The organism is Paenalcaligenes sp. GW821-LYS-B07-1 (genome assembly GCF_058803365.1).
This window is the reverse complement of record NZ_CM179516.1, coordinates 1,950,821-1,974,658: the sequence shown is the minus strand read 5'-3', so window position 1 is coordinate 1,974,658 and position 23,838 is coordinate 1,950,821. Positions and strand designations below refer to the sequence as shown.

Sequence of the window (23,838 nt, the reverse complement as noted above, 5' to 3'; positions counted from 1 at the left end):
CACTACCCCTAGAAAGGGTAGTGCCTACGGTACTTATTCTGCAGCGTGAGGCACTGCAGCAGGTTGTTGCTGAATGCGTTTCAAGCGTTTTTTGTACAGAGGCAAGCACAAAAATAAGGCTAAGAACCAGAAAGGAGTAGCGATCAAACCAATTAATGTCTCTTCTTCTTGGCTGAATAGGTACAGCGCGAAGGCAAAGAACACTAAGGTGGCGTAGCACATAGGAATAGCAAAAGGCATTTTGTAGCTGGATTTTGCATGTGCTTCAGGGCGAGTGCGACGGTATTTCAGGTAAGACACCAAAATCACAGCCCACACAAAAATAAAGCAAATACTGGATACGGTGGTCACGATGGTGAACACGCGCATCACGTCGCCTTCTGCATACAACAGGAACACGCTACTTAATAGTAGGGCGCATGAGTATAGCAAGCCATTGCGTGGTGTACCGCTGCGTGACAGTTTGCCAAATGACTCTGGTGCTAGATCGTTTTTAGACAAGCCATACAACATACGGCCCGTCGAGAACATGCCGCTGTTTGCTGATGACAGGGCAGAAGTTAGCACCACAAAGTTAATAATCGCAGCCGCTGCACCTACGCCAATCAACAAGAACATGTTCACAAATGGGCTCTTGTTGGGAGCGACTACATCCCACGGTGTAACGGTCATGATTACCGTCAGCGCCAGCACGTAGAAAATAATCACACGCACGGGGATTTTGTTGATGGCTTTAGGCAGGTTTTTTGTAGGGTCTGCGGTTTCGGCAGACGCTGTACCTACCAGTTCAATCCCTACGAAGGCAAAGATCGCAATCTGGAATGCCGCAAAAAAGCCCATGATGCCGTTAGGAAATACACCGCCTCTATCCCATAGATGGGAAAAACTCGCTTTATCGCCTGTAGGGCCAACAAAGCCGGTAAACAGCAAATACGCACCTACAGCGATCAAGGCCAGAATAGCGACGATTTTGATCAAGGCAAACCAGAATTCCAGCTCACCAAAAAGCTTGGCAGATAGCAGGTTAAAGGCCAGTAAGAAGGCGATACAAAGTATGCCGGGTAGCCAAAGCGGTACGTCAGGCCACCAGAACTGGGTGTATCCGGTGATGGCAACAATATCGGCCACACCAATAACTACCCAGCAGAACCAATAGCTCCAGCCGGTGAAATACCCCATCGTAGGGCCAAGAATATCTGTAGCAAAATCAACGAAAGATTTGTATTCCAGATTGTGAAGTAGCAATTCTCCCATTGCTCGCATCACGAAAAAGAGGAAAAAACCGATGATGATGTAGGTAAATAAAACCGAAGGGCCGGCCAAGCTGATGGTGCGGCCAGAACCCATGAATAGACCTGTACCAATCGCGCCTCCAATCGCGATAAGTTGCAGGTGTCGGTTTTTTAACGAACGTTGCAATCCTGATGAGTGTTGTTGACTCACGCGTTTCTCCGTAATTTGTTATATCACTATGAAGTGGGTGTTACTGTGCTACAAGAAAAAAACACGGGCATACCACCGTTCTGCAGAAGCGGTAGTAACAGTTGCAAACCAGAGTAAGCTCACAAGCGCACGACATAACGATCTATGTTGATTGCGCGTATCAACACAGAATGTGTGTGCCAGAAAGTATGCTGTGGTAGACGTAAATAGCCGCCCAGCTATTACGCGTACAGTGAGGAAATGGTCATGTCAGACTCTCCGGACGTATAAGGTGAACAGTTGCCATGCAGCAGCTGTACCCCATCTGTCCGTTTACCTGAGAGCTTATCCATGATTGTGTCATGATCCCCTTCGGTGGGCATATTGTAATGCCTCTCTCCAGATTGTCACGGTTTCAGGATTCTTTTGCCTGAGAGTTTCCGGGGTGGTTGCTCCGTCGGCGCCTCATGGAGAATGAAGACTCTCTCCTGAACCATTTATTGACTGGAGCATTTTATAAGTAAGTGAAAAAGCCCTTCTATAAGCGTTAACCAGTATTTGAACTTTTGAAGCATCAATAAATTTCTCCGAGATCAGGCCGTAAACCCTTTTGCGCTGTATTTATATGATTGGAGAACTTGATGTTTTCAAACTTGAGCCTACGTGCTCGTATGTTGATGGTTGTGGTGGGTATGATCGTAGTTGGGTTTACGGCCATCATCGGAGTAGTGGTGCAGCAAGGCTCTGCGATGCAGACCAAAGCTGCTCATATGTATGTTGAAGAAGCGGTAAAAGGCGAAGCGCAAGAGGTGATGAAGGAAACTGAGAAAGCCTTAAATGCCGCACGAACGTTAGCCCAAATGTTATATGGTGTTCGCCAAAGCGGTATTACAGATCGCTATGCCGCTATGGCTATGATGCGCGAAATTCTCGCGAATAATTCCAATTTCTTAACCGTGTGGGCTGTATGGGAACCCAACGCCTTTGATGGCCGGGACGAAGATTTTGCCCATGCTGATGCACACGATGGCACAGGTAGGTTTACCCCCTACTGGAGCCGCACAGATGGTGCCTTGTCGGTAGATGTCATCCGTAACTACCACCAGGCAGGCGAGGGCGATTACTACCTCAATGCCCGCAATACCAAACGAACCATTCTGTCTGAGCCTTACCGCGATTACATAGGCGGTATTTCTACGCTACTGACAAGTATTTCCGTACCTATACTGCATAACGACCAAGTGATTGCTGTAGTTGGGGTAGACATTGCACTGTCGGCCTTCCAGAACCAGATTAGCCAGATTCGTCCTTATGAAATCGGTTATGCCAGTTTGTTTTCAGAAGGCGGTATTTACATCGGTCATCGCGATGCAGAACGTGTAGGTGCGAGAATGGATGCTGACCAGAAGCAAAGTCTGGATGCAGCAAGGGCAGGTAAAACGCAAAGTTTTGAAAGTATAGACCCGCTGCTTGGAGAGGACAGCTATACGGTGGTAGTACCTATTGCCTTGCCAACTACAGAGGGAAAATGGGCGCTATCGGTGACTGTGCCGCAAGAACGCGTACTGGCTGAGGTGTACGAACTGCGTAACACGTCACTGATCTTGGGTGCAATCAGTATTGTGGTGGTGTCGTTGGTGCTGGGTGTGGCGTTAAACCGCATGGTGATTCGTCCATTAGGTGGAGAGCCTGCGCAAGCCTTGCATGTGGCGGAAAGCATTGCTCAAGGCGATTTGCGTTCTGATATTCGTTTGCGTGAAGGCGACGAATATAGCGTGCTACATGCTATGGATAGTATGCAAACGCAGTTGGTGGGCATTATTAGTGGCATTCGTGAAAACAGTGAGTCCGTTTCGCAGGCAGCCTACCAAATCGCACAAGGCAACATCGATTTGTCTCAGCGCACCGAGGAACAGGCGGCGGCGTTGCAAGAAACGGCGGCGAGCCTAGAAGAACTGTCAGTAACCGTTAAACAGAATGCGGATCACGCGCATCAAGCGAATGACTTGGCGGCAGACGCTTCGTCGTTGGCGGTTGCCAGTGATGGTGCTGTGGGTGAGATTGTGCAATCTATGACTGCGCTTAGCCAAAGCTCGCAGAAGATGAATGACATCATTACGACGATTGAAAGTATTGCTTTCCAAACCAATATTTTGGCGCTGAATGCGGCGGTAGAAGCTGCTAGAGCCGGCGAAAATGGTAGGGGCTTTGCCGTCGTGGCAGCGGAGGTACGTACTTTGGCTCAGCGTAGTGCCGTATCTGCACACGAGATCAAAGAGCTGATCGAAAATTCGGTGCAGTTAGCACAAGGCAGTACGCAGAAAGTGGATAGGGCCAGTGGCATTATCCGCCAAGCAGCAGGTGCGATTACTGATGTGGCCAGACTGATGGACGAGATCGCGTCAGCATCCAGCCAGCAAAGTGATGGTCTCGCACAGATCAATACAGCCATTGTGCAAATGGACGCAGTGACACAGCAAAATGCTGCCATGGTCGAAGAGGCCTCTGCAGCAGCTTCATCATTGCAAGAGCAAGCGCGTCAATTGTCTGAAGCTGTTTCGGTATTCAGAACCTAATCTTTACAACAGTTGTAGCGCAGTAAGCAGCCGTTTTCACAGTAGTGGAAACGGCTGTTTCTTTTCTGAGCTAGGGTAATTACGGATACTGCTAATACCTATAACTTCATAGGATATATTTATATTCCGTTCACCAAGGAGATTGTGATGACTTACCCAACACTTAAACACTTCATTAATGGCAAGTTTGTGGCATCCACTGGCACAGACACTTTTGACCTGATCAGTCCAGTGACTGGAAAAGTCTACGCACGCTCACCTAACGCGACACAACAAGATGTGGATGCGGCATATGCTGCAGCGCGTGCTGCGTTCAAAGTATGGGGGCGTACCACACCATCAGCACGCCAAAAAGCCTTGTTGGCGTTGGCTGATCAAATTGAGAAAAACAGTGACAGACTGGTAGAGGCACAAAGCCGTAACACCGGTCAGCTTAAGCATCTGATTGCTTCTGAGGAAGTAGCCGTTTGTGCAGACCAGATTCGTTTCTTTGCGGGCGCAGCACGCTTCTTGGAAGGTAAAGCCACTGCAGAGTACATGGAAGGTTTGACCTCCAGTATCCGCCGCGAGCCGTTGGGTGTAGTGGGGCAGGTAACGCCATGGAACTACCCATTGATGATGGCTGTATGGAAAATTGCCCCAGCACTGGCTGCCGGTAACACCATTGTTCTAAAACCTAGCGATACCACACCAGAAAGTACCTTGCTATTGGCTGAGTTGGTCGCACCGTTGTTCCCTGAAGGTGTGTTTAACGTGGTACTGGGTCAGGCGAATGCTGGCTCAATGGTAGTATCGCATCCTACACCTGCACTGGTTTCCATTACAGGCTCAGTGCGTGCAGGTTTGCAAGTTGCTGCATCGGCTGCTGCTAATCTTGCTCGTGCTCACTTGGAGTTGGGCGGTAAGGCCCCGGTGGTGGTGTTTGAAGACGCTGATCTGGATAAGGCAGCCAGCACAATTTCCATCGCCGGTCTGTTCAATGCAGGTCAAGACTGCACGGCAGCTACGCGCGTGTTGGTGGCGGCTTCTGTGCATGACAAATTTGTACAAAAATTGGTAGAGCACGTGAAAGCCATCAGGTTTGGTGATCCAGACGATACCGAGGCCTTGTACGGTGCATTGAATAATGCCAGCCAATTAGAGCGTGTGAGTGGCTTTATGAAACGCTTGCCGGCACACGCCAAAATCCAAACAGGTGGTAAAGCAGCTGATCGTGATGGCTTCTACTTTGAACCTACTGTGATCACCGGTTTGAAGCAAGACGACGAGGCAATCCAAACAGAAATCTTCGGGCCAGTGATCACCGTACAAACCTTTAGCGACGAGGCCGATGCGATCGCCAAAGCTAACGGCGTGGAATATGGTTTGGCCTCTAGCGTGTGGACCACTAACCATGCCCGCACACAACGCCTGTCTCGTGAGTTGGATTTCGGTACGGTATGGATCAACACTCACATTCCATTGACAGCAGAAATGCCGCACGGTGGCTTCAAAAAATCCGGCTACGGTAAAGACTTGTCGGCCTACGGTTTTGAAGAGTACACCCGCGTTAAACATGTGATGAGCGCACACGAATAAGGGAGGAGTTATGAGCCAAACATTGTCAAACCGAGATCTGGTGGCGAAGGCGCACTATGAGCTCTTTACGTTACGTGACATCAGCGCACTAGAGAAGTACTTTGCGACAGACTTTATTGAGCACTCACCGCTAGTGGCTGATGGGCTAAGTGGGTTACGAGAGCTTGTGCAATCGTGCCCTGATCTAAAGCATGAAGCCCGTCGTGTACTGCATGATGGTGACTTAGTGGCTATTCATGGGCGTTTTGTAGGCTTGGATGAGCAGCCCTTGGTGGGTTTTGATTTATACCGTGTACGCGACGGAAAAATCGTTGAGCATTGGGACGGCTTGGTGCCAGAAGCGGCGCCCAATGCAAGCGGTCGCACGCAGTTGGATGGCCCTGTAGAACCTGGCAAGGGTGACAAGGAAAAGAACCGTGAGTTGGTGTTGCGGTTCTTTACCGAGACTCTCATAAAGGGGGATTACACGGGATTTGAGCGTTACGCCAATGGCGAAGACTTCCATCAGCATAGCCCTGATATTGCCGACGGCGTAAAAGCAGTGATTGCGTTCCTGGAGCAACTACGCACAGACGGGCATGGTTTAGAGTACTCACATATTCACCGCAGTGTAGCGGAAGGTGAGTTTGTGCTGACACACTCTGAAGGCAGTATTGCGGGTGGGCGTCATGCGTATTTTGAGCTGTGGCGTGTTGAAAATGGCAAAGTGGCCGAGTTGTGGGATGCTATCGCTCCAGTGCCAGAAGATGATCAAGCCTTGCATAAGCATGGGATTTTCTGATCAGAAGTGCTACGATTCCCGACTTATCTACGGAATTGGAGAGTAGCAGCATGACGGCGCATGCCATTGTTTACGCGCCCATAGGTCAGGCAAGCCGGTCTGAGCTGGTAGTGGAACGGTTAAGTAACGCCATTCTGGCTGGTTTGCTTGAAGCTGATGAGCAGTTGCCCAACGAGGCAGATTTGTCGCGCATGTTGGGTGTGTCTCCGGTGACGGTGCGCGAGGCGTTAAACACCTTGCGCATGCGTAACCTGATTGATACGCGCCGTGGCCGTAATGGTGGAAGCTTTGTCTGCAAAATGTCGGCGGGTATATTGCTGGCGCAGCACCCACTGAAGCTGGCCAGTTCGGCGTATCTGGCTGACTTGGGAGAGTGGCACTGTGCAGTGATTAGCCACAGTGCGAGGCTGGCTGCACAGCGCTCTACCAATCAAGACCTACTGCGTTTTGAAAAAGCAGTAGATGCGTTTGCTGCTACCGAACAAGCCGAAGAACGGGCGCACGCCGATATGCGCTGTTTATTAGCATTGGCGGCGAATGCGCAATCGGCTCGTTTGGCCAATCAAGTATTGATGATACAAGCGGAGTGGGCCCCTTTGGTAGCCGCGCTATACCAATACACAAACGCGCATGAACAAGTGCTAGCAGCGTATCAGAAATTGGTATTGGCGTTACGACAATACGATGCAGATCAAGCCTGTATGCAGGCTCAATACATGATTTATCTGCTGACAGATCAACTGCTGGCCTGTAAAGTAAAGCTAGATGCCGACACATCCTTACAACAGTCCCATCTGGCTTGATCCTAGGTGGCATAGCCTGCAGGAGATAACCATGTATAGCGATACTCCAGTAGAAAAAGCAAAGGCCATACTGCACGATATTACGCAATCCGCGTGTAGTGCAGCGGCCAATCTTGCAGAACAAACGCAGCACATTTTGGCGCATACCGTGTCTGTAAACAAAGAAGGCATACAGCTAGGTGCCGAGCAGCGACAGCAGTTGCAAGCACCTATACAAGCTATCTTGCACGATCTTCCGTGGTGCAATGGAGCAGGGTTTGCCAGCTACAGTAATGTTCAGGGCGGAGAAGAGGTCTGGTCGTTGGAGTGGTGGTACCAAGAAGCGGGTGCCATTGAGCACGCGGAACTAGATCGCAACCAAGAAATACGTAAACGCTTAGATTTTCGTGTGTTTGATTGGTTTGGTCAGCCAGCCAATGATCATCAAGCCTACGTAGACGGTCCCTATGTGGATTACGTGTGTAATGGTGACTACACCATTACCACTGCACATCCGGTGCTAGTAAACGGTGTTTTTGTGGGTGTTGCGGCGGTCGATGTGTTAGTGTCCTCCTTGGATCGCTTGTTAGCGCCGTTATTAGCAGCGATAAACAATCCGGTCGTGGTGGTGAATACTGATCGTAGGGTGGTGCTGTCAACAGCGCCTGGCGTGCGCGTGGGTACATTACACCGCGATGGCCAGCCCTTACAGCAAGGGCGCATCTTGCATTTGCTGAAAGTGCCGCAAGCTTCATCCGCTGTATCTGCATCAGCTTCATCACAAACGCTGCGTTTTGATAGCTATACGGCATTGTCCGTATCCTGAACCTGTAGCGTAGTGCTTTTTATGCGCTCAGATTCCTAGAGAGTTGTCTGTGCCTCTCTTAGTAGGGTATTGGCGCCATGGAAAAAAGCCCTGCATCATAATGAAGCAGGGCTTTTTTGTATCTAACGACAGGCTTAGGGTTTGATGCTGCTGTGTACCAAAGCAGTAACGGCTTCAGCTGTAGCGGCAGACAAGGTCCAGCCTAAGTGGCCGTGGCCTGTGTTGTAGAACACGCCAGGTTGTTTGCCTGGTTGAATGCGCGGCATCATGTCAGGCATCATTGGGCGCAAACCAGCCCAAGGAATAGCGTTTTCTGTGCTTACACCCGAGAAGTTGTAGCGTACCCATTCAGTCAGCGGGTTTACGCGGTCAGCACGAATATTACGGTTCTCACCGTTGTATTCAGCTGTACCAGCAATACGGAAACGGGAGTTACCTAAGCGGCTAGTCACAATCTTGGCTTCTTCATCCAGCAAGCTGACCCAAGGGGCAGAAGTCTGGCTGATTTCATCTTCCAAAGGTATGGTGATGGAGTAGCCTTTAACAGGGTAAATGTTGATGCGGTCGCCCACCATGGCGGCCAATTTACGGCTGCCCACACCTGCACAAATTACCAAAGCATCTACTTCAATAGACTCAGGGTGTTGTGGCGCGCCTGTGAGTTTAGAGATGTATTGAATGCGATGTTTGGAACCAGCTTGAGCAATGTTGCTCACTTCCACGTCCATCATGAACGTTACACCTTTGCGCTCGCACGCCTCAGCCAAGCCACGGGTGTACTTGTGAATATCGCCAGTAGAGTCGCTAGGTGTAAAGAAACCACCGTAGTATTTACCTTGCAATGTAGGCTCGATAGTGCGGATTTCTTCAGGTGTGACGGTGCTACGCTCTAGGCCACCTTTAGCCAGTAGCTCGCTCACTTTAATGCCTGCCTCAAAGCCTTTTTTGCTTTGGTACACGTGCAAGATGCCGCGTTCTTCCAAATCGTATTCGATGTTTTCTTGTTTAGCCCAACGATTGAAAGGCTCACGTGCCGCAATAGCCAGTTTGACTGTGTCTATAGTGTTTTTTTCGTAGTTGCGGATGTTGTAGAGAAACTCACCCATCCACGAGTATTTGTGCCATGTAGGGGCTGGGTTCAGCAGCAACGGAGCGTCGCGCTTGAACATCCATTTTAGACCTTTAAGTACGGTACCAGTGTTGTTCCAGACTTCAGCGTTACATGCCGACAATTGACCACCGTTAGCAAACGAGGTTTCCATGGCTGGGTAACGTTGGCGGTCCATGACAATAACGTCATAGCCTTGTTCTCTAAGGGCGTACGCTGTGGTCACGCCAGTAATACCGGCACCAATAACAGCAATGGTAGTCATGGGTTAATGCTCCAGATATAGAAATAGGGGTAGCCCGCTACATAGCGGCTACACCCCATCTGTCCGGTTACCTGAGAGCTTGTTCCACTGAGATCGTGGTCCCCTTCGGTGGGCAAAACTATGTTTGCCTCTCTCCAGATTGTCATGGTTTCAGGATCCTTTTGCCTGAGAGATTCCGGGGCGGTTGCTCCGTCGGCGCTTCGTAAGAAGTCTCTTTCCTGAACCATTTAGAATGACGGCCTCAAGTTTACGGGCTTTATAAAAAATTACAACTCTAGCAAACCCGAATAACGATTAATTATTACGCTGCTAAATCGCTATCGTTAGGAGGAATATCATCCAATGGAGGTAATCCAGCCGCTAAACGTAAGCGTTGGCAGTCTGGATTAGGGGTGCCATGTGCATCGTAGGCTTGAAATTCTCTGCATACTGAAGGGCGTTGCTCGTATACACCACACCGTATAGAGGGATCGCCAATTTCACCACGTAAACCAATGCAGCGACCTGAACCTTTTTCGGTTCCCTTCATACAGGCGCGCAGTGGCCCGATCTGGGTAGTCAGCTCTACAGGAACCCAGCCGCCTGTTTCGCCCATCAGTTCTCCGCTGTAAAAAGAAATGCGGAAATGCTGACAGCATACACCACAGGCGTAACAGGGGTTTTGGCGTTCAGGTTTGGACTGCGAAGTGTCGCTCTGCAGTTTTTGACGCTCTTCTTGGAAATCAAGCAAAGAGGTAGTGAGAGTACTCATGAATGAGGTCCGTACTTTATAAGTCAAAAGAGTAATTACTCTACTTTTTGAAAGTCAGGGACAGGTCTGTGAGTGTCAAAAAATAGCAAAATTAATTTTATAGAAAAGCGAAATTCACGAAAATATTTTTTTGTATTGGGTAGAGAGAAATAGGGGCGCTTGCTGTGAAATTTGCAACAGCCGGAAAGTGGCTGAAGACACGGCTAGATAAAGGTTACCTAAGCCGTGTAGTGCAATGCTCCGCAGCAATCTGGTAGCCAGAATGCTGCGGGTAGGTGTTGTCTACGATGATGGCGCAGTGCTTAGCGTTTTTGGCTGGGCCAATACTGGAACTCTTCAGCGTGAACTTCAATGTCTACGTCTTCTACGTGTTGCTGCATTTTGGCTTGTACGTCTTGTACCGCTTGGTTGTAGACGCTTGGCGCTATATCCTGCAGGAAAAAGTTCAGCAACGCATTCGCTGTAATGTTGCCTATAGATTCTTCCATGTTTTCATCGAAGTATCGTTGGATGGATTCGATGGCTCTAGCCTTGGTTTCTCGGTCAAGTTCAATAGTCATAACTACAGTGTGAAAAAAACGCAGTGGAGAGTCATTACACTACACCATACGCCGTAGTAAGGGTAAGTCGGCACCAAACAGTCATAGGATGACAGTACGTAGACCTAGCATGGTGTGTAGCAGTGGCAGCAGGCTCTAGCGATTCATTTTGCTTAACAATAGTAGGCCAATCAATGCGCATACGCCGGAAAGTATGAAGCCAGTGCTATAACCAAACTGATGAATAGCCATCCCGATTACGGGTGCTGTCACCGCATACGAAGCATCCTGAAAACCAGAATAAAAACCCATCGCTGTACCGCGTTCATGTACGGCGCAGCGTCCAGCAGCGATAGCTCCTAATGCAGGAAAGGTGAGTGAGCAGCTACCGCCAATAACCGCTACACACAACAATGCCAAATACTGGGTGGGTGCAAAAGCCAGTGCGACTAGACCTATTGCTTGCACACTTAAGGACACCATCACCAGTCTGGCTAGGTGCTGGCCTTGCAGTAAGTGGCCTACCGCTAATCGCACCACCACAAAGGAAATACCAAATAAGGAGAGAGCGAGCGTGACGGCAGACCATCCTGATACAGAGAAGTACAGCGAGATAAACGCTTCTATAGATACAAATCCCACGCCATGCAAAAACAAGATACTGCCAGGTAGAGCCACCTTAGCCAATACAGCTTTCCCTGCCGCTTTCTTGTTGGTAGGGGCTTGGCTGTTTTCTACACTTAGGAGCGATAAGGCCGATGCAATAGCGAGTATGACAATACATAGTGCCACACCGCCTAATCCTACGTAGGTGAATAGCAAAATACCTATAGGTGCGCCGCATGCTACCGCACCATAGATAGAGATACCCGTCATGGACAGCACGCGTGCTGTGCTGGATTCGCCCAGTTTATGTATGGCCCACATAATGGCGCCAGTCGTCAGTACGCCTACAGCCAAACCCTGCATTAACCGGGCGACGATTAAAATTGTTATGGTGCCGCTAGACATAAAGCTAGTGGTGCCGAGGATCAGGCCATATAGGCTTAGTCCAACCAAACTGATCATCACGCAACGCCGCACACCTATGGTGCTTAATAGCTGCCCTACAAAAACACGGCTGACTAACGAGGCAATAAACTGCGAGCCAATGACGACGCCTACGATGGTGTCGCTGGCAGCAAGGTCTTTAGAGATATAGAGCGGTAGGGCGCCCAATGATAAACCCACCACGAAAAAGCAGCAGACAATAGCGCCTTGTATGCGGATGAGGTCTAGTAAGGTGGAGCGAGCAGATTGCATGTGGTACCCAAATAAGAGCAGGGCACCGAATCGATTACGCATACGGACGCCCTGCTAACTAAAAAGCAGTGCGCGTTGGTTAACGTAAACGCTTACGGTTCTACAGTATGTAGTAAGGCACAAGAAGGTGCCTTCCATAGAACTATGAAATGATAATAGCACTCGTTTATGACGGTGAACAAGAACGCCTAATAGGTTTTTATGCCTAATAGCTATGTGGTGTGTGTTTGTAGGCAGAGGGCTACAGCTAAACACATGCTGTAGCCCTAATCCTGATGCAGATGTTTGCTCTGAGAAAGTCGATCAAGGTATAAAAAGAACTCCCTACCTTTCAGGAATTCCGCACGGTGAATAAATACCTTCATTCTTTGGTGATAGCGTTATGTAGTACGGCTGCTTCTGCGCCAAGTCTGGCTGCGGACAATATAGAGTCATCACCGTGGCTGGGCGAAAATAATAGTGCTTGGACATGGCAGATTACGCCTTATGTGTGGGCGGCAGGGCTCAAAGGTCATATGTCACCGTTTAAGCATGGACCTACGATGAGTGTAGAAAAGTCGTTCTCTGATGTGATGAGTGACGTCAGCATGGGGGGCTTTATTAATGCGTGGGGGCGTCGTGATCGCTTCGTGTTCTCGGGCGATATGATGTACATCAGCACGAGAAGCGCTGAAGCCAGTGGTCCATTATCAGCATTTCAACTACCGGGTTTTGGAGTGACGATTCCTGCTGGTGCAGATACTAAAGCCAAAGTAAAAAGCAAACAGTTTATGGCCACCCTACAAGCTGGTTATAGGGTGTTAGATACACCAGGCTTTACCTTGGATGCATTGGGCGGTGTTCGTTTTTGGCATATCTCTACAGATGTTAGGGTGACCGCTAGCCATCCGGGTATAGGCACAATGTCAGCCAGCCAAAAAGAAAGCTTTAATTGGGTAGATCCGCTGTTAGGCGTACGAGCATTTGTGCCCGTTACAGATCACTGGTCGCTGCAAATGCAAGCGGATATAGGGGGCTTTGGCATGAGTTCCAAACATACATGGTCTGTCTTGGGAACCGTGAATTATGTATTCTCGGATAGTCTATCTGTTTCAGCAGGCTATAAAGTGCTGGATGTGGATTACCAGCATCGCGGCCATGTATACGATGTACGTATGAAAGGACCTGCTCTGGGGCTGACATACCGATTCTAAGTTGGGTGACTATACAGTTATAGGCTGAACGTTTCGCTAAATATATAGAAATAAAAAAAACCGCTATAGTTAGCGGTTTTTTTATTTATCTAGATGCTCTGTATTTGATATTTCGCACAAAATTTCTGCGTATTTCTGTGAGCTGTTGTTCTTGGGCCTGTTTTTGTTCTGGTGAGCGTTTGTCGGCGCTGATGACAGAAGATACATGCAGGGTTTTATTGGTTTCTTGATTGCATTTTTGGTAAATCATGATGATCTCCAACGCATCTTTAATTTGCTTGCTCTGAGCAATGGTTGGGTTAATTTCCCTTGCGTAGCATATATAAAATAAATGCGTTTAAAAGTTATAAGCGAGTAATCAATACTAGCTTTTGTTTGTGATTTTTTTATGAATTGGTTTTCAGTTCAGAACTATGAGGCTTTATGGGCCTGATGTATATGCTGAGTATGTAACTATTTAGCAATTAATTTGCAATTATGTAAAGAAAGGATTATCCCTAGATATCTTAGGGAAACGTAAATCACTCAATGAAAAACAGTGAGGTACAAACGCAGGAACTACCAGTTTTCAGTGATAGCGCAACGACATTTGCTTACGTATCATGTAAATAGTAGTGTAAAAAACCGTTATTTATCGCTATCTGGGAGTACCAATGCATAACGTATATAAATCCAGAAGTGAATCTGGGTGTGTTTTGTGGAGTGTAGTTAGTGAGTGTTTGTATGGCTGGAAGCAAACCGTTAGTACAAACCGTATCTCTTTTTTTATTTTGTTATTACTTTTATGGGCAAGTAATAGCCCATGGGGTATTGCATTACGAGCGCAACATGCAGATGTGGCCAGTAACGATGAGTGGATGAATCAGCAAAACCATGTGAATAATCAGCTTATGACAACACGTGGGTTGGGTGGCGTGAGCGATTCCTTGCCTGTGACGCCTGATCTAGAAAATACAGCAACGCTATTCAAGATCAATAACACGACAAATATTACCGGGATCCGTGGGTAATTACAGATAGCGTTTAAACGTTCGTGACAACATTGCTTGCTGTGATGCTGCACAAGTACACTGCATACGTATAAAAATACGTAAAAGGTCTTTGTGCATATGTCAGATATCAAGCATTGGTCAAAAGTTGAACTTTTGCACCAAACCCATAGCAATCCTAATATTCATCACACGGGTACGCATAGCTATTATAGCAATGCATGGTCAGAGAGCTTTGAGCATAGTGTGGTGCGGTATCTGTATGGTGATGCCTATAGTTTGCAAGCTTGGCAACCCGCCTGGGACGTTGACCAACTCTATGTGGGCGACTATGTATGCATAGGGGCAGAGGCAGTCATTTTAATGGGCGGCAATCATACGCACCGTACAGACTGGTTCTCATTATACCCGTTTATAGAAAACATTGAGCGCTCTTATCAAGGTAAGGGCGATACGATCATTGGTGATGGTGCATGGATAGGTATGCGCGCCATGATTATGCCAGGAATTCGTATAGGTGAAGGAGCCATTATTGCGTCAGGCGCTATTGTGACCAAAGACGTAGAACCCTACGCCATTGTTGCGGGTAATCCAGCCAAGGTTGTTAAAAAACGCTTTAGTGATACCACCATTGAGCGCCTATTGGCATTGCGCGTATACGAGCTCTCTACTGAGCAGTTTGAGCGTATTAAACCTTTGTTGTGTGACGCTGATATTGATGCGTTGGAATCAGCGCTTGTGTCCTAAGTTACGGTGTGAGGAGTGAGTTGGTTGTGAGGTATTTAAGCGTGTGTAGATATGTGTATAGAGTATGTTTAGCCTTGTCAATGCTGTGCTTTGGGCTACGAGCATGGTTGGGTGATAGTGTGGATGAGCAAGGTTTTGTGCATGAACCATTCTTTTTAGTTGTGTTAGGTTACGCCTTTTTGTTTATAGGGCTAGTGGTCGCTATTGTTGTGATGTGCTTGCGATATGGTCGTGCAAAGCAGTAGCTATTAAGTAAGTGATAGCGATGGCAGTTCGGAGCTAGATACTTTTACTATGATAGGTAATAGTTTGACCTGAATTAGGAAAGTAAAAGGAGAACCTATGGCTGGGAAGATTTTTTTGGATCGTATCCAAAGTGCAGTATATCAGCCCGCTGCAGATCACCCACGGGTGCTGACCGATAGGCTTTGGCCGCGAGGCTTACGTAAAGAGGCGTTAGGCGATATACAGTGGTACAAAGAGGCCAGCCCAAGTACCGAACTACGTAAGGCTTTTCATGCTGGAGAGTTGGATGTGCCGGCATTTCAAATAGCGTATACAAAGCAGTTGCTGGATGAGGCGTCATGTTTGGATCCGTTGCTGACATTACTAAATAATGGTGATGTCACACTGTTAACGGCTACCAAAGATGCCAGCACCTCATATTTAAGGGTCTTAAAAGCTGTACTGCTAGATCGCGCTACCCATCAGCCATAACGTCAAAGCAGCATAGTGAAAGTAGCGTCTTGCTATTCATTAGTGTCTGCGGATGAAATGCTAAGAATTAACAAATAGTCGCATACTTTTTCCTGTAGCCATAAAGCTTGGGGTACGATTTTACATACCGGGTAGGCCGGTAGAAAACCATAAACTCAGGAGAAACTAATGCGTCAATTCTTAGGGGTAAAACTGCTGGCAGCCGCTGCAGTCGGCATGGTTCTTTCCGCACCAGTATCAGCAGATATGTTGGGCGGTTTGAAAAGCCAAGCCACAGAAAGCCTTGGCAGTAGCCTAGGCGGTGGAAGTTCTGGTGCTGCCGGTCTAGGAAGCCTTGGTGCATCAATGGGCCTACCCAGCATCGGTAGTGGTGCAGCCAGTAACGTGGCAGGTATTTTGGAATATTGCCTGAAAAACAAATACCTGAAAGCGACGAATGCTGACAATATTAAAGGTCAGTTGATGGGTAAGTTAGGTATGGATACTCCTGCTAAGCAACAACAAGATGCCGGTTACCAGCAAGGTCTGACTGGTATGTTGTCAGGTAGTGATGGTTCCTCTTTTGATATCAGTAAAGTTAAAGACGATCTTAAAGAAAAAGCCTGCGATTACGTGCTGGATAACGCGTCGTCTCTGCTGTAATTTCTATACAGTTAATAGAAAAGCCGCATACCTACTTGGTTGCGGCTTTTTTAATTGGGTTTGCTGACGTATTACAGAGAGCGAAGCGCCCGTTAGCGCTACTTTGAGTAGCGTTCATACAGTTTGCAACCACCATCAAGACCCGCTGTACAGGCTTTGTTAAACCACTCTAACGCTTTGGTTTGATCAGCGTCGACGCCTAAGCCTTGTAGGTAGATAAAGCCCAACTGTACATGTGCTAAGGCGTAGTCTTGATCTGAGGCCAAGGTTAACCAATGACGGGCTTTTTCATAATCTTGGGGTAGGTCTTTGCCGTCTGAATAAACCATGCCTAATGTGGCTTGCGCTACTGCTACACCGTCTTTGGCTAACTGCTTCATTTCTTCCAGTTGCTCTGGGGAATAGCGATGCGTTTGCGCATGTGACGTCGCAAACCCACCTATAAAGAGAGTCAGTAGCAGTCCCAACTGAGCCAGTGTTTTACGCATGGATGATTCCCTGTTTAATTCGACTTGGTCATGATTATAACTAGCGTAGTGGCTGGTTATACAAGGCATGATCAGCGTACCTTTTCTATGTTGAGGCAGTCGCTGGCCTTTCTAGCTGGGGCAGCAAGTGTGATGTCACAGGTTGGTAGGTAGCCAATTTATACTATCGGTTCTATAACGTGCGGAGCAGTAGGAGCTACAGCGTGCAAGAAATTGGAATTGTGGTGTATCCAGGATCACAACAAGCAGCCATCTTGGGGCTCACGGACTTGTTTGCAGTAGCAAACCGAGTCGCTGCTGCACATGCTGAAACAGACGTTCCCGCCATTAAAGTCACGCACTGGCATTGCGAGGCAACAGCAGCGGTACCTCAGAAAGCGTTTGATAGCTATGCTGCTATCGCTTCTGATGCATTAGCAGCATTGATTTTGCCTCCCGCATTGGGCGATCCCTTGTTATCGCAAGACATGCCTACGTTGCTGACGTGGCTACGTGAACGGCACGCAGAGGGCGTCGTGTTGGCGTCGGTGTGTGCGGGAGCGTTTCCGTTGGCAGCGACTGGCTTGATGGCTAATAGGCGTATGACTACACATTGGTCTCATGCTGAATTGCTGCGTCAACGGTTTGGCAATGTGGTGGTGGATGCCGATCAACTCATCATTGATGATGGGGACATCATCACCGCAGGCGGCTTAATGGCATGGACAGATCTAGGGCTGCGATTAGTCGATAGGCTACTAGGATCATCTGTGATGATTGCTACTGCTCGTATTTTATTGGTAGATCCAGCAGGGCGTGAGCAGCGTTTCTATAGTGTGTTCTCACCTAGGCTGACGCATGGTGATGCTGCTGTGTTGAAGGTGCAGCATTGGCTGCAAGCAACGCAAGCACGTGATACGACTCTAGCCGTGTTAGCGCGCGAAGCTTGTTTAGAAGAACGTACCTTTTTACGCCGATTCCAGAAAGCAACGGGGATGACCACCACCGAGTATTGCCAGCGTTTACGGGTGGGCAGGGCACGGGAGTTACTGCAGTTTGGCAATGCATCCATAGATAGAGTCGCGTGGGATGTAGGGTATAGCGATCCCGGCGCTTTTCGTAAGGTATTTACACGCATTGTGGGCTTAGCGCCCAGCGACTATAGACGCCGGTTTAGTACTACAACTACATCAACCTCTGAAGCGTAGGTTGTGAGATGGTTATGGCTACGTTGAACATAGAGAGATGTCGTTATTGACCTCTATATTATCAGTACCGCCACTTCGCACATAGCGTGTTTTTGACGATCATAGAGCTTCAGAAGTGATTACCTACGGAGCATGAAACCATGACAAAACGCGGCCTGATCGTTGTTGACCTACAAAACGAATATCTACCAACTGGCAAACTCCCTTTATCGGGCATTGAAGCAGCTGCAGCGAATGCAGCGCGTGTAATCGCTGATGCGAGGCAAAAAGCGATGCCTATTTTTCATATACGTCACGAAGCGGCTAGTGCAACGGCTCCTATTTTTGTGCCTGGCTCTGACGGTGCGGACATTCAAACGGTCGTAGCACCCATGGCTGGCGAACTGGTGATTGTGAAGCACTACATCAATGCGTTTAGAGAAACCGACCTTAAGCAGCAATTGGATGCGCAGGGCGTGGACGAGTTAATTGTGGTGGGGGCAATGAGCCACATGTGTGTGGATGCCGTGGTACGTGCTGCCGTGGATATGGGATATCCTGTCACCGTGTTGCATGATGCGTGCGCTACGCTAGAGCTGCGGTTTGGTGAGGTTATTGTGCCAGCAGAACATGTGCATGCAACGCTGATGGCAGCATTTGTGTTTGGATACGGTAAGGTGACATCCACACAAGCGTATCTGGCAGATGCTGAAGGCTAGTTTTTCAGATCTATACATAGACGTGAAACAGGCTAGTGGTCTATAGATTAGTGTTTGTCGTTCCAAAAATAGGACGATGATGCTCAAAATGAACGACTAGTGCAGCAGTGTAGTGGCTTTTACTATGAGTACATGGCACTTTTATTCAAAACCCGCACATCAATATGAGTGTGCAAGACATTGAGTAAAGGCTCTACTTCCACGTTAACTTGAGGAGTTTCTCATGAGCAAACCTTATGTACGTTTAGATAAAGACAACGCTGCTGTATTGTTGGTAGACCATCAAGCTGGTTTGTTGTCCTTGGTACGCGATATAGATCCAGACAAGTTCAAAAACAACGTATTGGCGTTGGGTGATTTGGCAAAGTACTTCAATTTGCCTACTATTTTGACCACCAGTTTTGAACAAGGCCCTAATGGCCCACTGGTGCCAGAACTCAAAGCTCAGTTTCCTGATGCACCGTATATTGCTCGTCCAGGCCAAATCAATGCATGGGACAACCAAGAGTTCGTGGATGCAGTAAAAGCCACGGGTAAAAAACAATTGATCATCGCGGGTGTAGTGACTGAGGTGTGTGTGGCTTTCCCAGCCTTGTCTGCACTGGAAGCAGGTTTTGATGTATTTGTGGTGGCCGACGCTTCCGGTACCTTCAATGCGCTAACGCGTGATTCCGCCTTGGACCGTATGTCTCAAGCAGGCGCTCAGTTGATGACATGGTTTGGTGTGGCGTGTGAATTGCACCGTGACTGGCGTAATGACGTGGAAGGTTTGGGACAGTTATTCTCCAAACATATCCCTGATTACCGCAATCTGATGACTAGCTACAGTACTTTTGCGAAATAATGGTAAAAGCATAAGGAACGATGACTAGGGCGACATGGTGTTTTTAATGTCGCCCTAGACTGCTTAGTGAGGCTGCTCGGTGGTGGTCTAGTATCCATGTCTTAGCGCGTTACTCCAATGTCTTATAACAAGTAAAGGGCGGATTCTATGCAAGCGTTAAAAGGAATCATGTGGTTGATGTTGCTGCAACTGGCGGGCGAAGCCTTAGCTCGTGTATTACAGTTGCCGTTTCCTGGGCCTGTGGTCGGCATGTTGCTGCTAGTTTTTGCTCTGCACTTTCCTCTAATACGAGAACCAGTCAAAGTGGCAGCGAGTTTTTTGTTGTCGCACCTGTCTTTATTGTTTGTGCCGGTAGGAGTGGGGGTCATCACGCACTTAGGCTTGATACGCGATCATGGTTTCAAACTAGGCTTGGTTATTTTGCTGTCAACGTGGGCAGGTATGGTCGTGACAGTGCTGTTGGTGCGCGGTTTGATTCGTAATCAGTACGAAACTACTGAAGAGGAGCTGAACCGTGATGCCTAATTTTGTTGAGCTTTGGGTCTATCTTTCATCAGAGCCGCTGTTTGGCCTAACCTCTACTATTACGGTTTATGTGTTGGCGCACAGTGTGTATGTGCGTTTAGGCCAGGCGCCGTTGGCGAACCCTGTGTTGTGGTCTGTGATCGTGCTGGGTTCTGGCCTGATGATTACACAAGTGCCATATCCCACCTATTTTGCGGGTGCGCAATTTATACACTTTTTGCTAGGGCCTGCTGTTGTTGCGCTGGGATTCCCTTTATGGGAACGTCGTGAAGAGTTGCGCCGAGGTTGGGGGCGCTATGTCATAGCCGCCTTAGTCGGTGGAGCAACAGCGGCGATAGTTGCCGTAGTATTGGGCTGGGCACTGGGCTTACCAGAAGATGTATTGCGCTCCTTAGCACCTAAGTCAGTGACGGCTCCAGTTGCTATGGGTATCGCTGAAAAAATAGGCGGCGTGCCAGCGTTGGCGGCTGTTTTTGCTGTGTTAACCGGCTTGGTGGGCGCATTGTCGGGTAGTTTCCTATTCCGGTTCTTGGGCGTAGGTACTAAAGATGCAGACTGGGTTGCGCGTGGCTTTAGTCTAGGTACCGCGTCACACGGTATTGGTGCTGCTCGTGCTTTGCAGGTCAATGCGGATGCTGGGGCGTTTGCAGGGCTGGCATTAAGCCTACAAGTGCTGCTGGCTGCATTGTTGATGCCATTGATTGCGCAGTGGTTCTAGTAGGGTGTGAGTGATAAACCTAGGTGTACGGCATAAATCTTCTTACGCTCAGGATGTTGTAGGAACTCAGATACTCCTACGACAAGGCGGGCAACACTAATCCCCAAGACCATGCCAATAATGATTCGCACATGAGCAAAGTGTTCTTGATTAACAAGACTAAGTTCAATCATCCCCTCACCTTTTAGGTCGTTTTTTGGAAACTATAGCAGACTAGAGAATGGCGTTTATAACTTGTATGAGTTTGTAGCATCTAGGCGTTATGCCTATAGGTTTTTAATGATCTATGCGCTAAGAAAACATCTTTTATAGTGGTACGACTTTACTTATCAGGGCATAAAAAACGCCACCATAATTGTGTATGGTGGCGTTTTTGTAGGTTAGGCATAGATTGCCTACGCGTAACAGAACTTATGACGAAGCAGTGCTTGATGGCCATGCCAAAGACTCTGCTGCCAAGATGGTTCTACGCATTTCTTCATGTTGAGTGTGTAGTGAGATATAGCGATCTTGCGCTGCATCATCTCGAGTAACCGTGCCGTTGAATGACTCTTGTACGTAGTTGGCATACCAGACGGATTCACTGACCGTCATGCCTACAAAGATTTCATTGTCGTCCTGATCGGTAGACAGGGCACGGATTTCTGACAGATACGCCCGTTCATTGGGCTGAAATTTCAACATAAGACTCCTTAAATGAACCTACATTGTAGTCGTCTATCTGAAATAACCTAGGGTAGTAGTAAAAAGAGGGTGGGAAGTGATGGGCTAGCTCGTTAAGCTGCATTATTGTATTGGCATGAAAGCCCAACCCTTTGGTTTCATGCATGCATGTCGAATATGTGGGTTACGCGTAAATGACTACGGTTTCATCTGGGCATAGACGGCTTGTGACACACGCAGTAATTCAGCTCTGTCAGCACCCGCAGAGATTGCATAGCCAAAGTTATTTTCTACCCAATAGAACACATTGACGGGACCATAGTTGCCAAATTGAAAGGCCGTATTGGCTTCGCTGGGGATTTCTCGTGTGACATACAGTGTCAGTCGTTGTCCGCTTGGTGAGCCGTACATGAATTGGGCAACAGAGCCCCGCTCACCGGGTAGCAAGCGACCACCAATAAGTTCATAGCCTACGTGCGACAGCGAAGGTGCTTTTATTTCGGTGCCCATCCTTTTTGTGAGCCAGGTTATTAGCGCTTGCTCTTGGTCTGCGCTGACTTCAACAGGTCTGCGTACATCAGGGCTATACACCACATGAGCGACAGCGGCTCGTTGAGCAAAGCCAGATAAGCGGCCATCGTCTGACATCATAATGGGGGCGGCGTCAGGTGCTTCTGCAAGCGCGAGTTGAAGCGCTTGTGCATCAATGTGCCCACGTAAGAACCATGCTGATCCGCCACTCATAATACCCACTACCACGCAAGCAGCCAGAACACTCCATGGGAAGCGCTTGGCGGTGGCTTTTAACGGTAAATGTAATGGGATTGGCTCATCCATCACTGGGTCTAGAAAGTTGTGCAGCATACGGTTTTGCTGCTGCCAGTCGCGTACACGAGCTTGCTCAGCAGGATGCGTAGCAAGAAATTTTTCGACTTGTGCGATGCGCTCAGAAGGCAAGAGCTGATCGGCATAGGCATGTAGATCAGCTTCCGTTACTGGCTTGGCTCCATCAGTTCCTGTGCCTGAGCTAAGCGTTTTGAGTGTGCGGTCGTCCATAGTTATTTTATGCGCTGAATCTTAGGCTCGGAGACGGTCTGGCCTTGCAGCTCCTCACGCAAACGAGCACGAGCGCGAGATAGGCGAGACATAACTGTGCCGATGGGAATGTTCAGCACCGTGGATACTTCTTCATAGCGTAGCTCTTCTACGCCTACCAGCAATAGCACCTCGCGATGGCTAATGGGTAAACGTTGAAGGGCGTTGTTCAGATCACGTAGTTCCAACACATCGGTTTGTAACGGACGTTGTGGTATTTCAGGAAGGTCGTCGCCTACATAGTCTTCAGGCCTGCTGTGTTGTGCGCGTAAATCATCAATGAAGCGATTGTGCATGATGCCAAACATCCACGCTCTAATATTGCTACGCTTTTGCCACATGGAGAAACTGCCCCATGCTCGTTCCAGAGTGTCTTGTACCAAATCATCAGCACGATCGCGATCACCTACCAGCCCACGAGCATAACGCCGTAGGCTGGGGATGCAGGCAATAATAGCAGCTTCGTCTTGAGCTCGCATTAGTGCGTGAGGACGTTGTGTTTACTTAATAACGTGCCAAACCTCTTTGAAGTTATCACCATTTATGTCACCCGCTACTTTATCTTCGGCATAGGTATAAATCGGCATACCTTTGTAGGCCCATTGTTTGCCACCATCATCACGAATAACGATGCTGAGCTCACCTTCAGTTTGAGCGTCATCCGCGACTAAAGCAGGCGGCCAAAGAGTTGCACATGGACCATTGCATACACTTTTACCACTATTGGCGACATCATTGTCAAAAGTATAGAGCGTCATTCCGTCGGCGTTAACCAGAATATTGTTAGACATCTTAACTACGGGTTCAGCGTGAACAGAAGTACTAAGTGCGGTAGCCAGTAATAGCGTTAGAGTAGATATCAAGCGGGCAGTCATAGCAATTTTCTCCAAAAAATGAACTTCCACTTCTATAGACGTATGGGTTTATGCGTTTATTCCATAGGGTTTGAAAAAAACAGAAAATCGCAGTTCTGTAGTGTGAACAAAAGGTTCTGCTAGTTCAGTAAATGGCCTGTTCTGAATGGCGTACCAACGTTATGCTTATCGTTCTAAAGCTAAAAATTTAGTGCCAGGAACGGGATTAGCAGGCAAGAAAACCAAGGATTCGTAGAGTTTTTGTGTAGTAAGAAACTCAGGCATCACATCCAACGACATTACCCTTGTGCTACGCTAAGAGAATACGACCAGCAGGTTCTGCATAGTCGCCTGACAGCAAGGCAAACTCTGCCTCAAAATTTTGGTAGGACAGATTTTGCTGAGGGCTTTTGACGTACTCTCTAAAAATCTCAAATGCTGCGGGGTGATCGCTAGGAAAACGGGCCATTAGGAGAGTGAGGTCTGTCATGATTGGACGTGCCATTGTGCTATGGGATAGAGTGTTTTGGGGAATGAACGAGTAGAAA

Annotated in this window: 29 protein-coding genes and 2 riboswitches; of the genes, 16 read left to right on the top strand and 13 right to left on the bottom strand. The window is 48.2% G+C overall.

The window, feature by feature from the left end; translation table 11 throughout:
• Positions 1-33 precede the first annotated feature (33 nt).
• A complete protein-coding gene (locus AC3QL0_RS09400) occupies positions 34-1,443 on the bottom strand; it encodes an amino acid permease (protein WP_493008246.1) in 1,410 nt (469 codons plus the stop codon).
• Positions 1,444-1,830: 387 nt separating this feature from the next.
• A riboswitch (glycine riboswitch) is annotated at positions 1,831-1,921 on the bottom strand.
• Positions 1,922-2,063: 142 nt separating this feature from the next.
• Here AC3QL0_RS09400 and AC3QL0_RS09395 point away from each other — a divergent pair.
• The 5 genes from AC3QL0_RS09395 (at position 2,064) to AC3QL0_RS09375 (ending at position 7,965) form a co-directional block, all read left to right on the top strand.
• Entirely contained in the window at positions 2,064-3,998 is a 1,935-nt protein-coding gene (locus AC3QL0_RS09395; RefSeq protein WP_493008245.1) for a methyl-accepting chemotaxis protein, read from the top strand.
• A 147-nt stretch (positions 3,999-4,145) separates the two neighbouring features.
• The gene (locus AC3QL0_RS09390; protein ID WP_493008244.1) at positions 4,146-5,576 is read left to right on the top strand and encodes a gamma-aminobutyraldehyde dehydrogenase; all 1,431 of its coding nucleotides are present in this window, start codon (positions 4,146-4,148) and stop codon (positions 5,574-5,576) included.
• A gap of 10 nt (positions 5,577-5,586) precedes the next feature.
• A complete protein-coding gene (locus tag AC3QL0_RS09385) occupies positions 5,587-6,357 on the top strand; it encodes a nuclear transport factor 2 family protein (protein ID WP_493008243.1) in 771 nt (256 codons plus the stop codon).
• 50 nt (positions 6,358-6,407) lie between these two features.
• Entirely contained in the window at positions 6,408-7,160 is a 753-nt protein-coding gene (locus AC3QL0_RS09380) for a FadR/GntR family transcriptional regulator (protein WP_493008242.1), read from the top strand.
• Between the two features lie 31 nt (positions 7,161-7,191).
• Positions 7,192-7,965, top strand: a complete 774-nt coding sequence (locus AC3QL0_RS09375; RefSeq protein ID WP_493008241.1) for a cache domain-containing protein — start codon at positions 7,192-7,194, stop codon at positions 7,963-7,965.
• A gap of 134 nt (positions 7,966-8,099) precedes the next feature.
• Here the strand turns inward: AC3QL0_RS09375 and AC3QL0_RS09370 are convergent, their stop codons facing one another.
• From AC3QL0_RS09370 to AC3QL0_RS09355, 4 genes are all read right to left on the bottom strand, one after another.
• Entirely contained in the window at positions 8,100-9,338 is a 1,239-nt protein-coding gene (locus tag AC3QL0_RS09370; protein WP_493008240.1) for a D-amino acid dehydrogenase, read from the bottom strand.
• A 143-nt stretch (positions 9,339-9,481) separates the two neighbouring features.
• Positions 9,482-9,567: riboswitch (glycine riboswitch) on the bottom strand.
• A 72-nt stretch (positions 9,568-9,639) separates the two neighbouring features.
• Entirely contained in the window at positions 9,640-10,089 is a 450-nt protein-coding gene (locus AC3QL0_RS09365) for a YkgJ family cysteine cluster protein (protein ID WP_493008239.1), read from the bottom strand.
• Between the two features lie 302 nt (positions 10,090-10,391).
• Positions 10,392-10,649, bottom strand: coding sequence for a DUF2164 domain-containing protein (locus AC3QL0_RS09360; RefSeq protein ID WP_493008238.1), 258 nt, complete (start codon positions 10,647-10,649; stop codon positions 10,392-10,394).
• Between the two features lie 135 nt (positions 10,650-10,784).
• The gene (locus AC3QL0_RS09355) at positions 10,785-11,930 is read right to left on the bottom strand and encodes an MFS transporter (protein WP_493008237.1); all 1,146 of its coding nucleotides are present in this window, start codon (positions 11,928-11,930) and stop codon (positions 10,785-10,787) included.
• Positions 11,931-12,277: 347 nt separating this feature from the next.
• On the opposite strand from AC3QL0_RS09355, the gene AC3QL0_RS09350 reads away from it, so the two are divergent.
• The gene (locus AC3QL0_RS09350; RefSeq protein WP_493008236.1) at positions 12,278-13,123 is read left to right on the top strand and encodes a hypothetical protein; all 846 of its coding nucleotides are present in this window, start codon (positions 12,278-12,280) and stop codon (positions 13,121-13,123) included.
• A gap of 85 nt (positions 13,124-13,208) precedes the next feature.
• Here AC3QL0_RS09350 and AC3QL0_RS09345 read toward each other — a convergent pair whose 3' ends face one another.
• Positions 13,209-13,373, bottom strand: a complete 165-nt coding sequence (locus AC3QL0_RS09345) for a hypothetical protein (protein WP_493008235.1) — start codon at positions 13,371-13,373, stop codon at positions 13,209-13,211.
• A 403-nt stretch (positions 13,374-13,776) separates the two neighbouring features.
• Here AC3QL0_RS09345 and AC3QL0_RS09340 point away from each other — a divergent pair, with 403 nt between their 5' ends.
• From AC3QL0_RS09340 to AC3QL0_RS09320, 5 genes are all read left to right on the top strand, one after another.
• Positions 13,777-14,133 carry a hypothetical protein gene (locus AC3QL0_RS09340; RefSeq protein WP_493008234.1) on the top strand — a complete coding sequence of 119 codons (357 nt, stop codon included), beginning with the start codon at positions 13,777-13,779 and terminating at the stop codon, positions 14,131-14,133.
• A gap of 99 nt (positions 14,134-14,232) precedes the next feature.
• Complete coding sequence (locus AC3QL0_RS09335) at positions 14,233-14,859, top strand: CatB-related O-acetyltransferase (RefSeq protein ID WP_493008233.1); 627 nt, start codon at positions 14,233-14,235, stop codon at positions 14,857-14,859.
• Between the two features lie 80 nt (positions 14,860-14,939).
• A complete protein-coding gene (locus AC3QL0_RS09330) occupies positions 14,940-15,104 on the top strand; it encodes a DUF3955 domain-containing protein (protein WP_493010970.1) in 165 nt (54 codons plus the stop codon).
• Positions 15,105-15,201: 97 nt separating this feature from the next.
• Complete coding sequence (locus AC3QL0_RS09325) at positions 15,202-15,576, top strand: DUF488 domain-containing protein (RefSeq protein ID WP_493008232.1); 375 nt, start codon at positions 15,202-15,204, stop codon at positions 15,574-15,576.
• A 168-nt stretch (positions 15,577-15,744) separates the two neighbouring features.
• The gene (locus tag AC3QL0_RS09320; RefSeq protein ID WP_493008231.1) at positions 15,745-16,218 is read left to right on the top strand and encodes a DUF2501 domain-containing protein; all 474 of its coding nucleotides are present in this window, start codon (positions 15,745-15,747) and stop codon (positions 16,216-16,218) included.
• A 98-nt stretch (positions 16,219-16,316) separates the two neighbouring features.
• On the opposite strand, the gene AC3QL0_RS09315 is transcribed toward AC3QL0_RS09320, so the two are convergent.
• Positions 16,317-16,706: a tetratricopeptide repeat protein gene (locus AC3QL0_RS09315; protein ID WP_493008230.1), complete on the bottom strand. Its 390-nt coding sequence runs from the start codon at positions 16,704-16,706 to the stop codon at positions 16,317-16,319.
• Between the two features lie 203 nt (positions 16,707-16,909).
• Between AC3QL0_RS09315 and AC3QL0_RS09310 the strand changes: the two genes are divergently transcribed.
• From AC3QL0_RS09310 to AC3QL0_RS09290, 5 genes are all read left to right on the top strand, one after another.
• Positions 16,910-17,893, top strand: a complete 984-nt coding sequence (locus AC3QL0_RS09310; protein WP_493008229.1) for a GlxA family transcriptional regulator — start codon at positions 16,910-16,912, stop codon at positions 17,891-17,893.
• Positions 17,894-18,033: 140 nt separating this feature from the next.
• Positions 18,034-18,591, top strand: coding sequence for a cysteine hydrolase family protein (locus tag AC3QL0_RS09305; RefSeq protein WP_493008228.1), 558 nt, complete (start codon positions 18,034-18,036; stop codon positions 18,589-18,591).
• Between the two features lie 223 nt (positions 18,592-18,814).
• A complete protein-coding gene (gene ycaC / locus AC3QL0_RS09300; RefSeq protein ID WP_493008227.1) occupies positions 18,815-19,435 on the top strand; it encodes an isochorismate family cysteine hydrolase YcaC in 621 nt (206 codons plus the stop codon).
• Between the two features lie 147 nt (positions 19,436-19,582).
• Positions 19,583-19,960, top strand: a complete 378-nt coding sequence (locus AC3QL0_RS09295) for a CidA/LrgA family protein (RefSeq protein WP_493008226.1) — start codon at positions 19,583-19,585, stop codon at positions 19,958-19,960.
• On the top strand, positions 19,953-20,678 hold the full coding sequence (locus tag AC3QL0_RS09290) for an LrgB family protein (RefSeq protein ID WP_493008225.1): 726 nt from the start codon (positions 19,953-19,955) through the stop codon (positions 20,676-20,678). The genes AC3QL0_RS09295 and AC3QL0_RS09290 overlap by 8 nt, the downstream gene beginning before the upstream one ends.
• Here AC3QL0_RS09290 and AC3QL0_RS09285 read toward each other — a convergent pair.
• The 6 genes from AC3QL0_RS09285 to AC3QL0_RS09260 form a co-directional block, all read right to left on the bottom strand.
• Positions 20,675-20,851 (bottom strand): hypothetical protein, encoded by a 177-nt coding sequence (locus AC3QL0_RS09285; RefSeq protein WP_493008224.1) that lies wholly within the window; start codon positions 20,849-20,851, stop codon positions 20,675-20,677. The two genes, AC3QL0_RS09290 and AC3QL0_RS09285, sit on opposite strands and share 4 nt — an antisense overlap.
• A 238-nt stretch (positions 20,852-21,089) precedes the next feature.
• Entirely contained in the window at positions 21,090-21,362 is a 273-nt protein-coding gene (locus tag AC3QL0_RS09280) for a hypothetical protein (protein ID WP_493008223.1), read from the bottom strand.
• Positions 21,363-21,539: 177 nt separating this feature from the next.
• Positions 21,540-22,397, bottom strand: a complete 858-nt coding sequence (locus AC3QL0_RS09275; protein WP_493008222.1) for an anti-sigma factor family protein — start codon at positions 22,395-22,397, stop codon at positions 21,540-21,542.
• Positions 22,398-22,399: 2 nt separating this feature from the next.
• Entirely contained in the window at positions 22,400-22,915 is a 516-nt protein-coding gene (locus AC3QL0_RS09270) for an RNA polymerase sigma factor (RefSeq protein WP_493008221.1), read from the bottom strand.
• A gap of 21 nt (positions 22,916-22,936) precedes the next feature.
• Complete coding sequence (locus AC3QL0_RS09265) at positions 22,937-23,311, bottom strand: COG4315 family predicted lipoprotein (protein ID WP_493008220.1); 375 nt, start codon at positions 23,309-23,311, stop codon at positions 22,937-22,939.
• 289 nt (positions 23,312-23,600) lie between these two features.
• Positions 23,601-23,780: a hypothetical protein gene (locus AC3QL0_RS09260; protein WP_493008219.1), complete on the bottom strand. Its 180-nt coding sequence runs from the start codon at positions 23,778-23,780 to the stop codon at positions 23,601-23,603.
• Between the last annotated feature and the right edge of the window lie 58 nt (positions 23,781-23,838).

Coding starts and splice junctions, on each gene's coding strand:
- AC3QL0_RS09395 (WP_493008245.1), top strand. CDS start 2,064: ATGTTTTCAAACTTGAGCCTACGTGCTCGTATGTTGATGGTTGTGGTG.
- AC3QL0_RS09290 (WP_493008225.1), top strand. CDS start 19,953: ATGCCTAATTTTGTTGAGCTTTGGGTCTATCTTTCATCAGAGCCGCTG.
- AC3QL0_RS09280 (WP_493008223.1), bottom strand. CDS start 21,362: ATGTTGAAATTTCAGCCCAATGAACGGGCGTATCTGTCAGAAATCCGT.
- AC3QL0_RS09385 (WP_493008243.1), top strand. CDS start 5,587: ATGAGCCAAACATTGTCAAACCGAGATCTGGTGGCGAAGGCGCACTAT.
- AC3QL0_RS09275 (WP_493008222.1), bottom strand. CDS start 22,397: ATGGACGACCGCACACTCAAAACGCTTAGCTCAGGCACAGGAACTGAT.
- AC3QL0_RS09305 (WP_493008228.1), top strand. CDS start 18,034: ATGACAAAACGCGGCCTGATCGTTGTTGACCTACAAAACGAATATCTA.
- AC3QL0_RS09325 (WP_493008232.1), top strand. CDS start 15,202: ATGGCTGGGAAGATTTTTTTGGATCGTATCCAAAGTGCAGTATATCAG.
- AC3QL0_RS09285 (WP_493008224.1), bottom strand. CDS start 20,851: ATGATTGAACTTAGTCTTGTTAATCAAGAACACTTTGCTCATGTGCGA.
- AC3QL0_RS09340 (WP_493008234.1), top strand. CDS start 13,777: ATGCATAACGTATATAAATCCAGAAGTGAATCTGGGTGTGTTTTGTGG.
- AC3QL0_RS09390 (WP_493008244.1), top strand. CDS start 4,146: ATGACTTACCCAACACTTAAACACTTCATTAATGGCAAGTTTGTGGCA.
- ycaC (WP_493008227.1), top strand. CDS start 18,815: ATGAGCAAACCTTATGTACGTTTAGATAAAGACAACGCTGCTGTATTG.
- AC3QL0_RS09365 (WP_493008239.1), bottom strand. CDS start 10,089: ATGAGTACTCTCACTACCTCTTTGCTTGATTTCCAAGAAGAGCGTCAA.
- AC3QL0_RS09265 (WP_493008220.1), bottom strand. CDS start 23,311: ATGACTGCCCGCTTGATATCTACTCTAACGCTATTACTGGCTACCGCA.
- AC3QL0_RS09335 (WP_493008233.1), top strand. CDS start 14,233: ATGTCAGATATCAAGCATTGGTCAAAAGTTGAACTTTTGCACCAAACC.
- AC3QL0_RS09360 (WP_493008238.1), bottom strand. CDS start 10,649: ATGACTATTGAACTTGACCGAGAAACCAAGGCTAGAGCCATCGAATCC.
- AC3QL0_RS09330 (WP_493010970.1), top strand. CDS start 14,940: ATGCTGTGCTTTGGGCTACGAGCATGGTTGGGTGATAGTGTGGATGAG.
- AC3QL0_RS09355 (WP_493008237.1), bottom strand. CDS start 11,930: ATGCAATCTGCTCGCTCCACCTTACTAGACCTCATCCGCATACAAGGC.
- AC3QL0_RS09345 (WP_493008235.1), bottom strand. CDS start 13,373: ATGATTTACCAAAAATGCAATCAAGAAACCAATAAAACCCTGCATGTA.
- AC3QL0_RS09295 (WP_493008226.1), top strand. CDS start 19,583: ATGCAAGCGTTAAAAGGAATCATGTGGTTGATGTTGCTGCAACTGGCG.
- AC3QL0_RS09380 (WP_493008242.1), top strand. CDS start 6,408: ATGACGGCGCATGCCATTGTTTACGCGCCCATAGGTCAGGCAAGCCGG.
- AC3QL0_RS09375 (WP_493008241.1), top strand. CDS start 7,192: ATGTATAGCGATACTCCAGTAGAAAAAGCAAAGGCCATACTGCACGAT.
- AC3QL0_RS09320 (WP_493008231.1), top strand. CDS start 15,745: ATGCGTCAATTCTTAGGGGTAAAACTGCTGGCAGCCGCTGCAGTCGGC.
- AC3QL0_RS09315 (WP_493008230.1), bottom strand. CDS start 16,706: ATGCGTAAAACACTGGCTCAGTTGGGACTGCTACTGACTCTCTTTATA.
- AC3QL0_RS09270 (WP_493008221.1), bottom strand. CDS start 22,915: ATGCGAGCTCAAGACGAAGCTGCTATTATTGCCTGCATCCCCAGCCTA.
- AC3QL0_RS09370 (WP_493008240.1), bottom strand. CDS start 9,338: ATGACTACCATTGCTGTTATTGGTGCCGGTATTACTGGCGTGACCACA.
- AC3QL0_RS09260 (WP_493008219.1), bottom strand. CDS start 23,780: ATGACAGACCTCACTCTCCTAATGGCCCGTTTTCCTAGCGATCACCCC.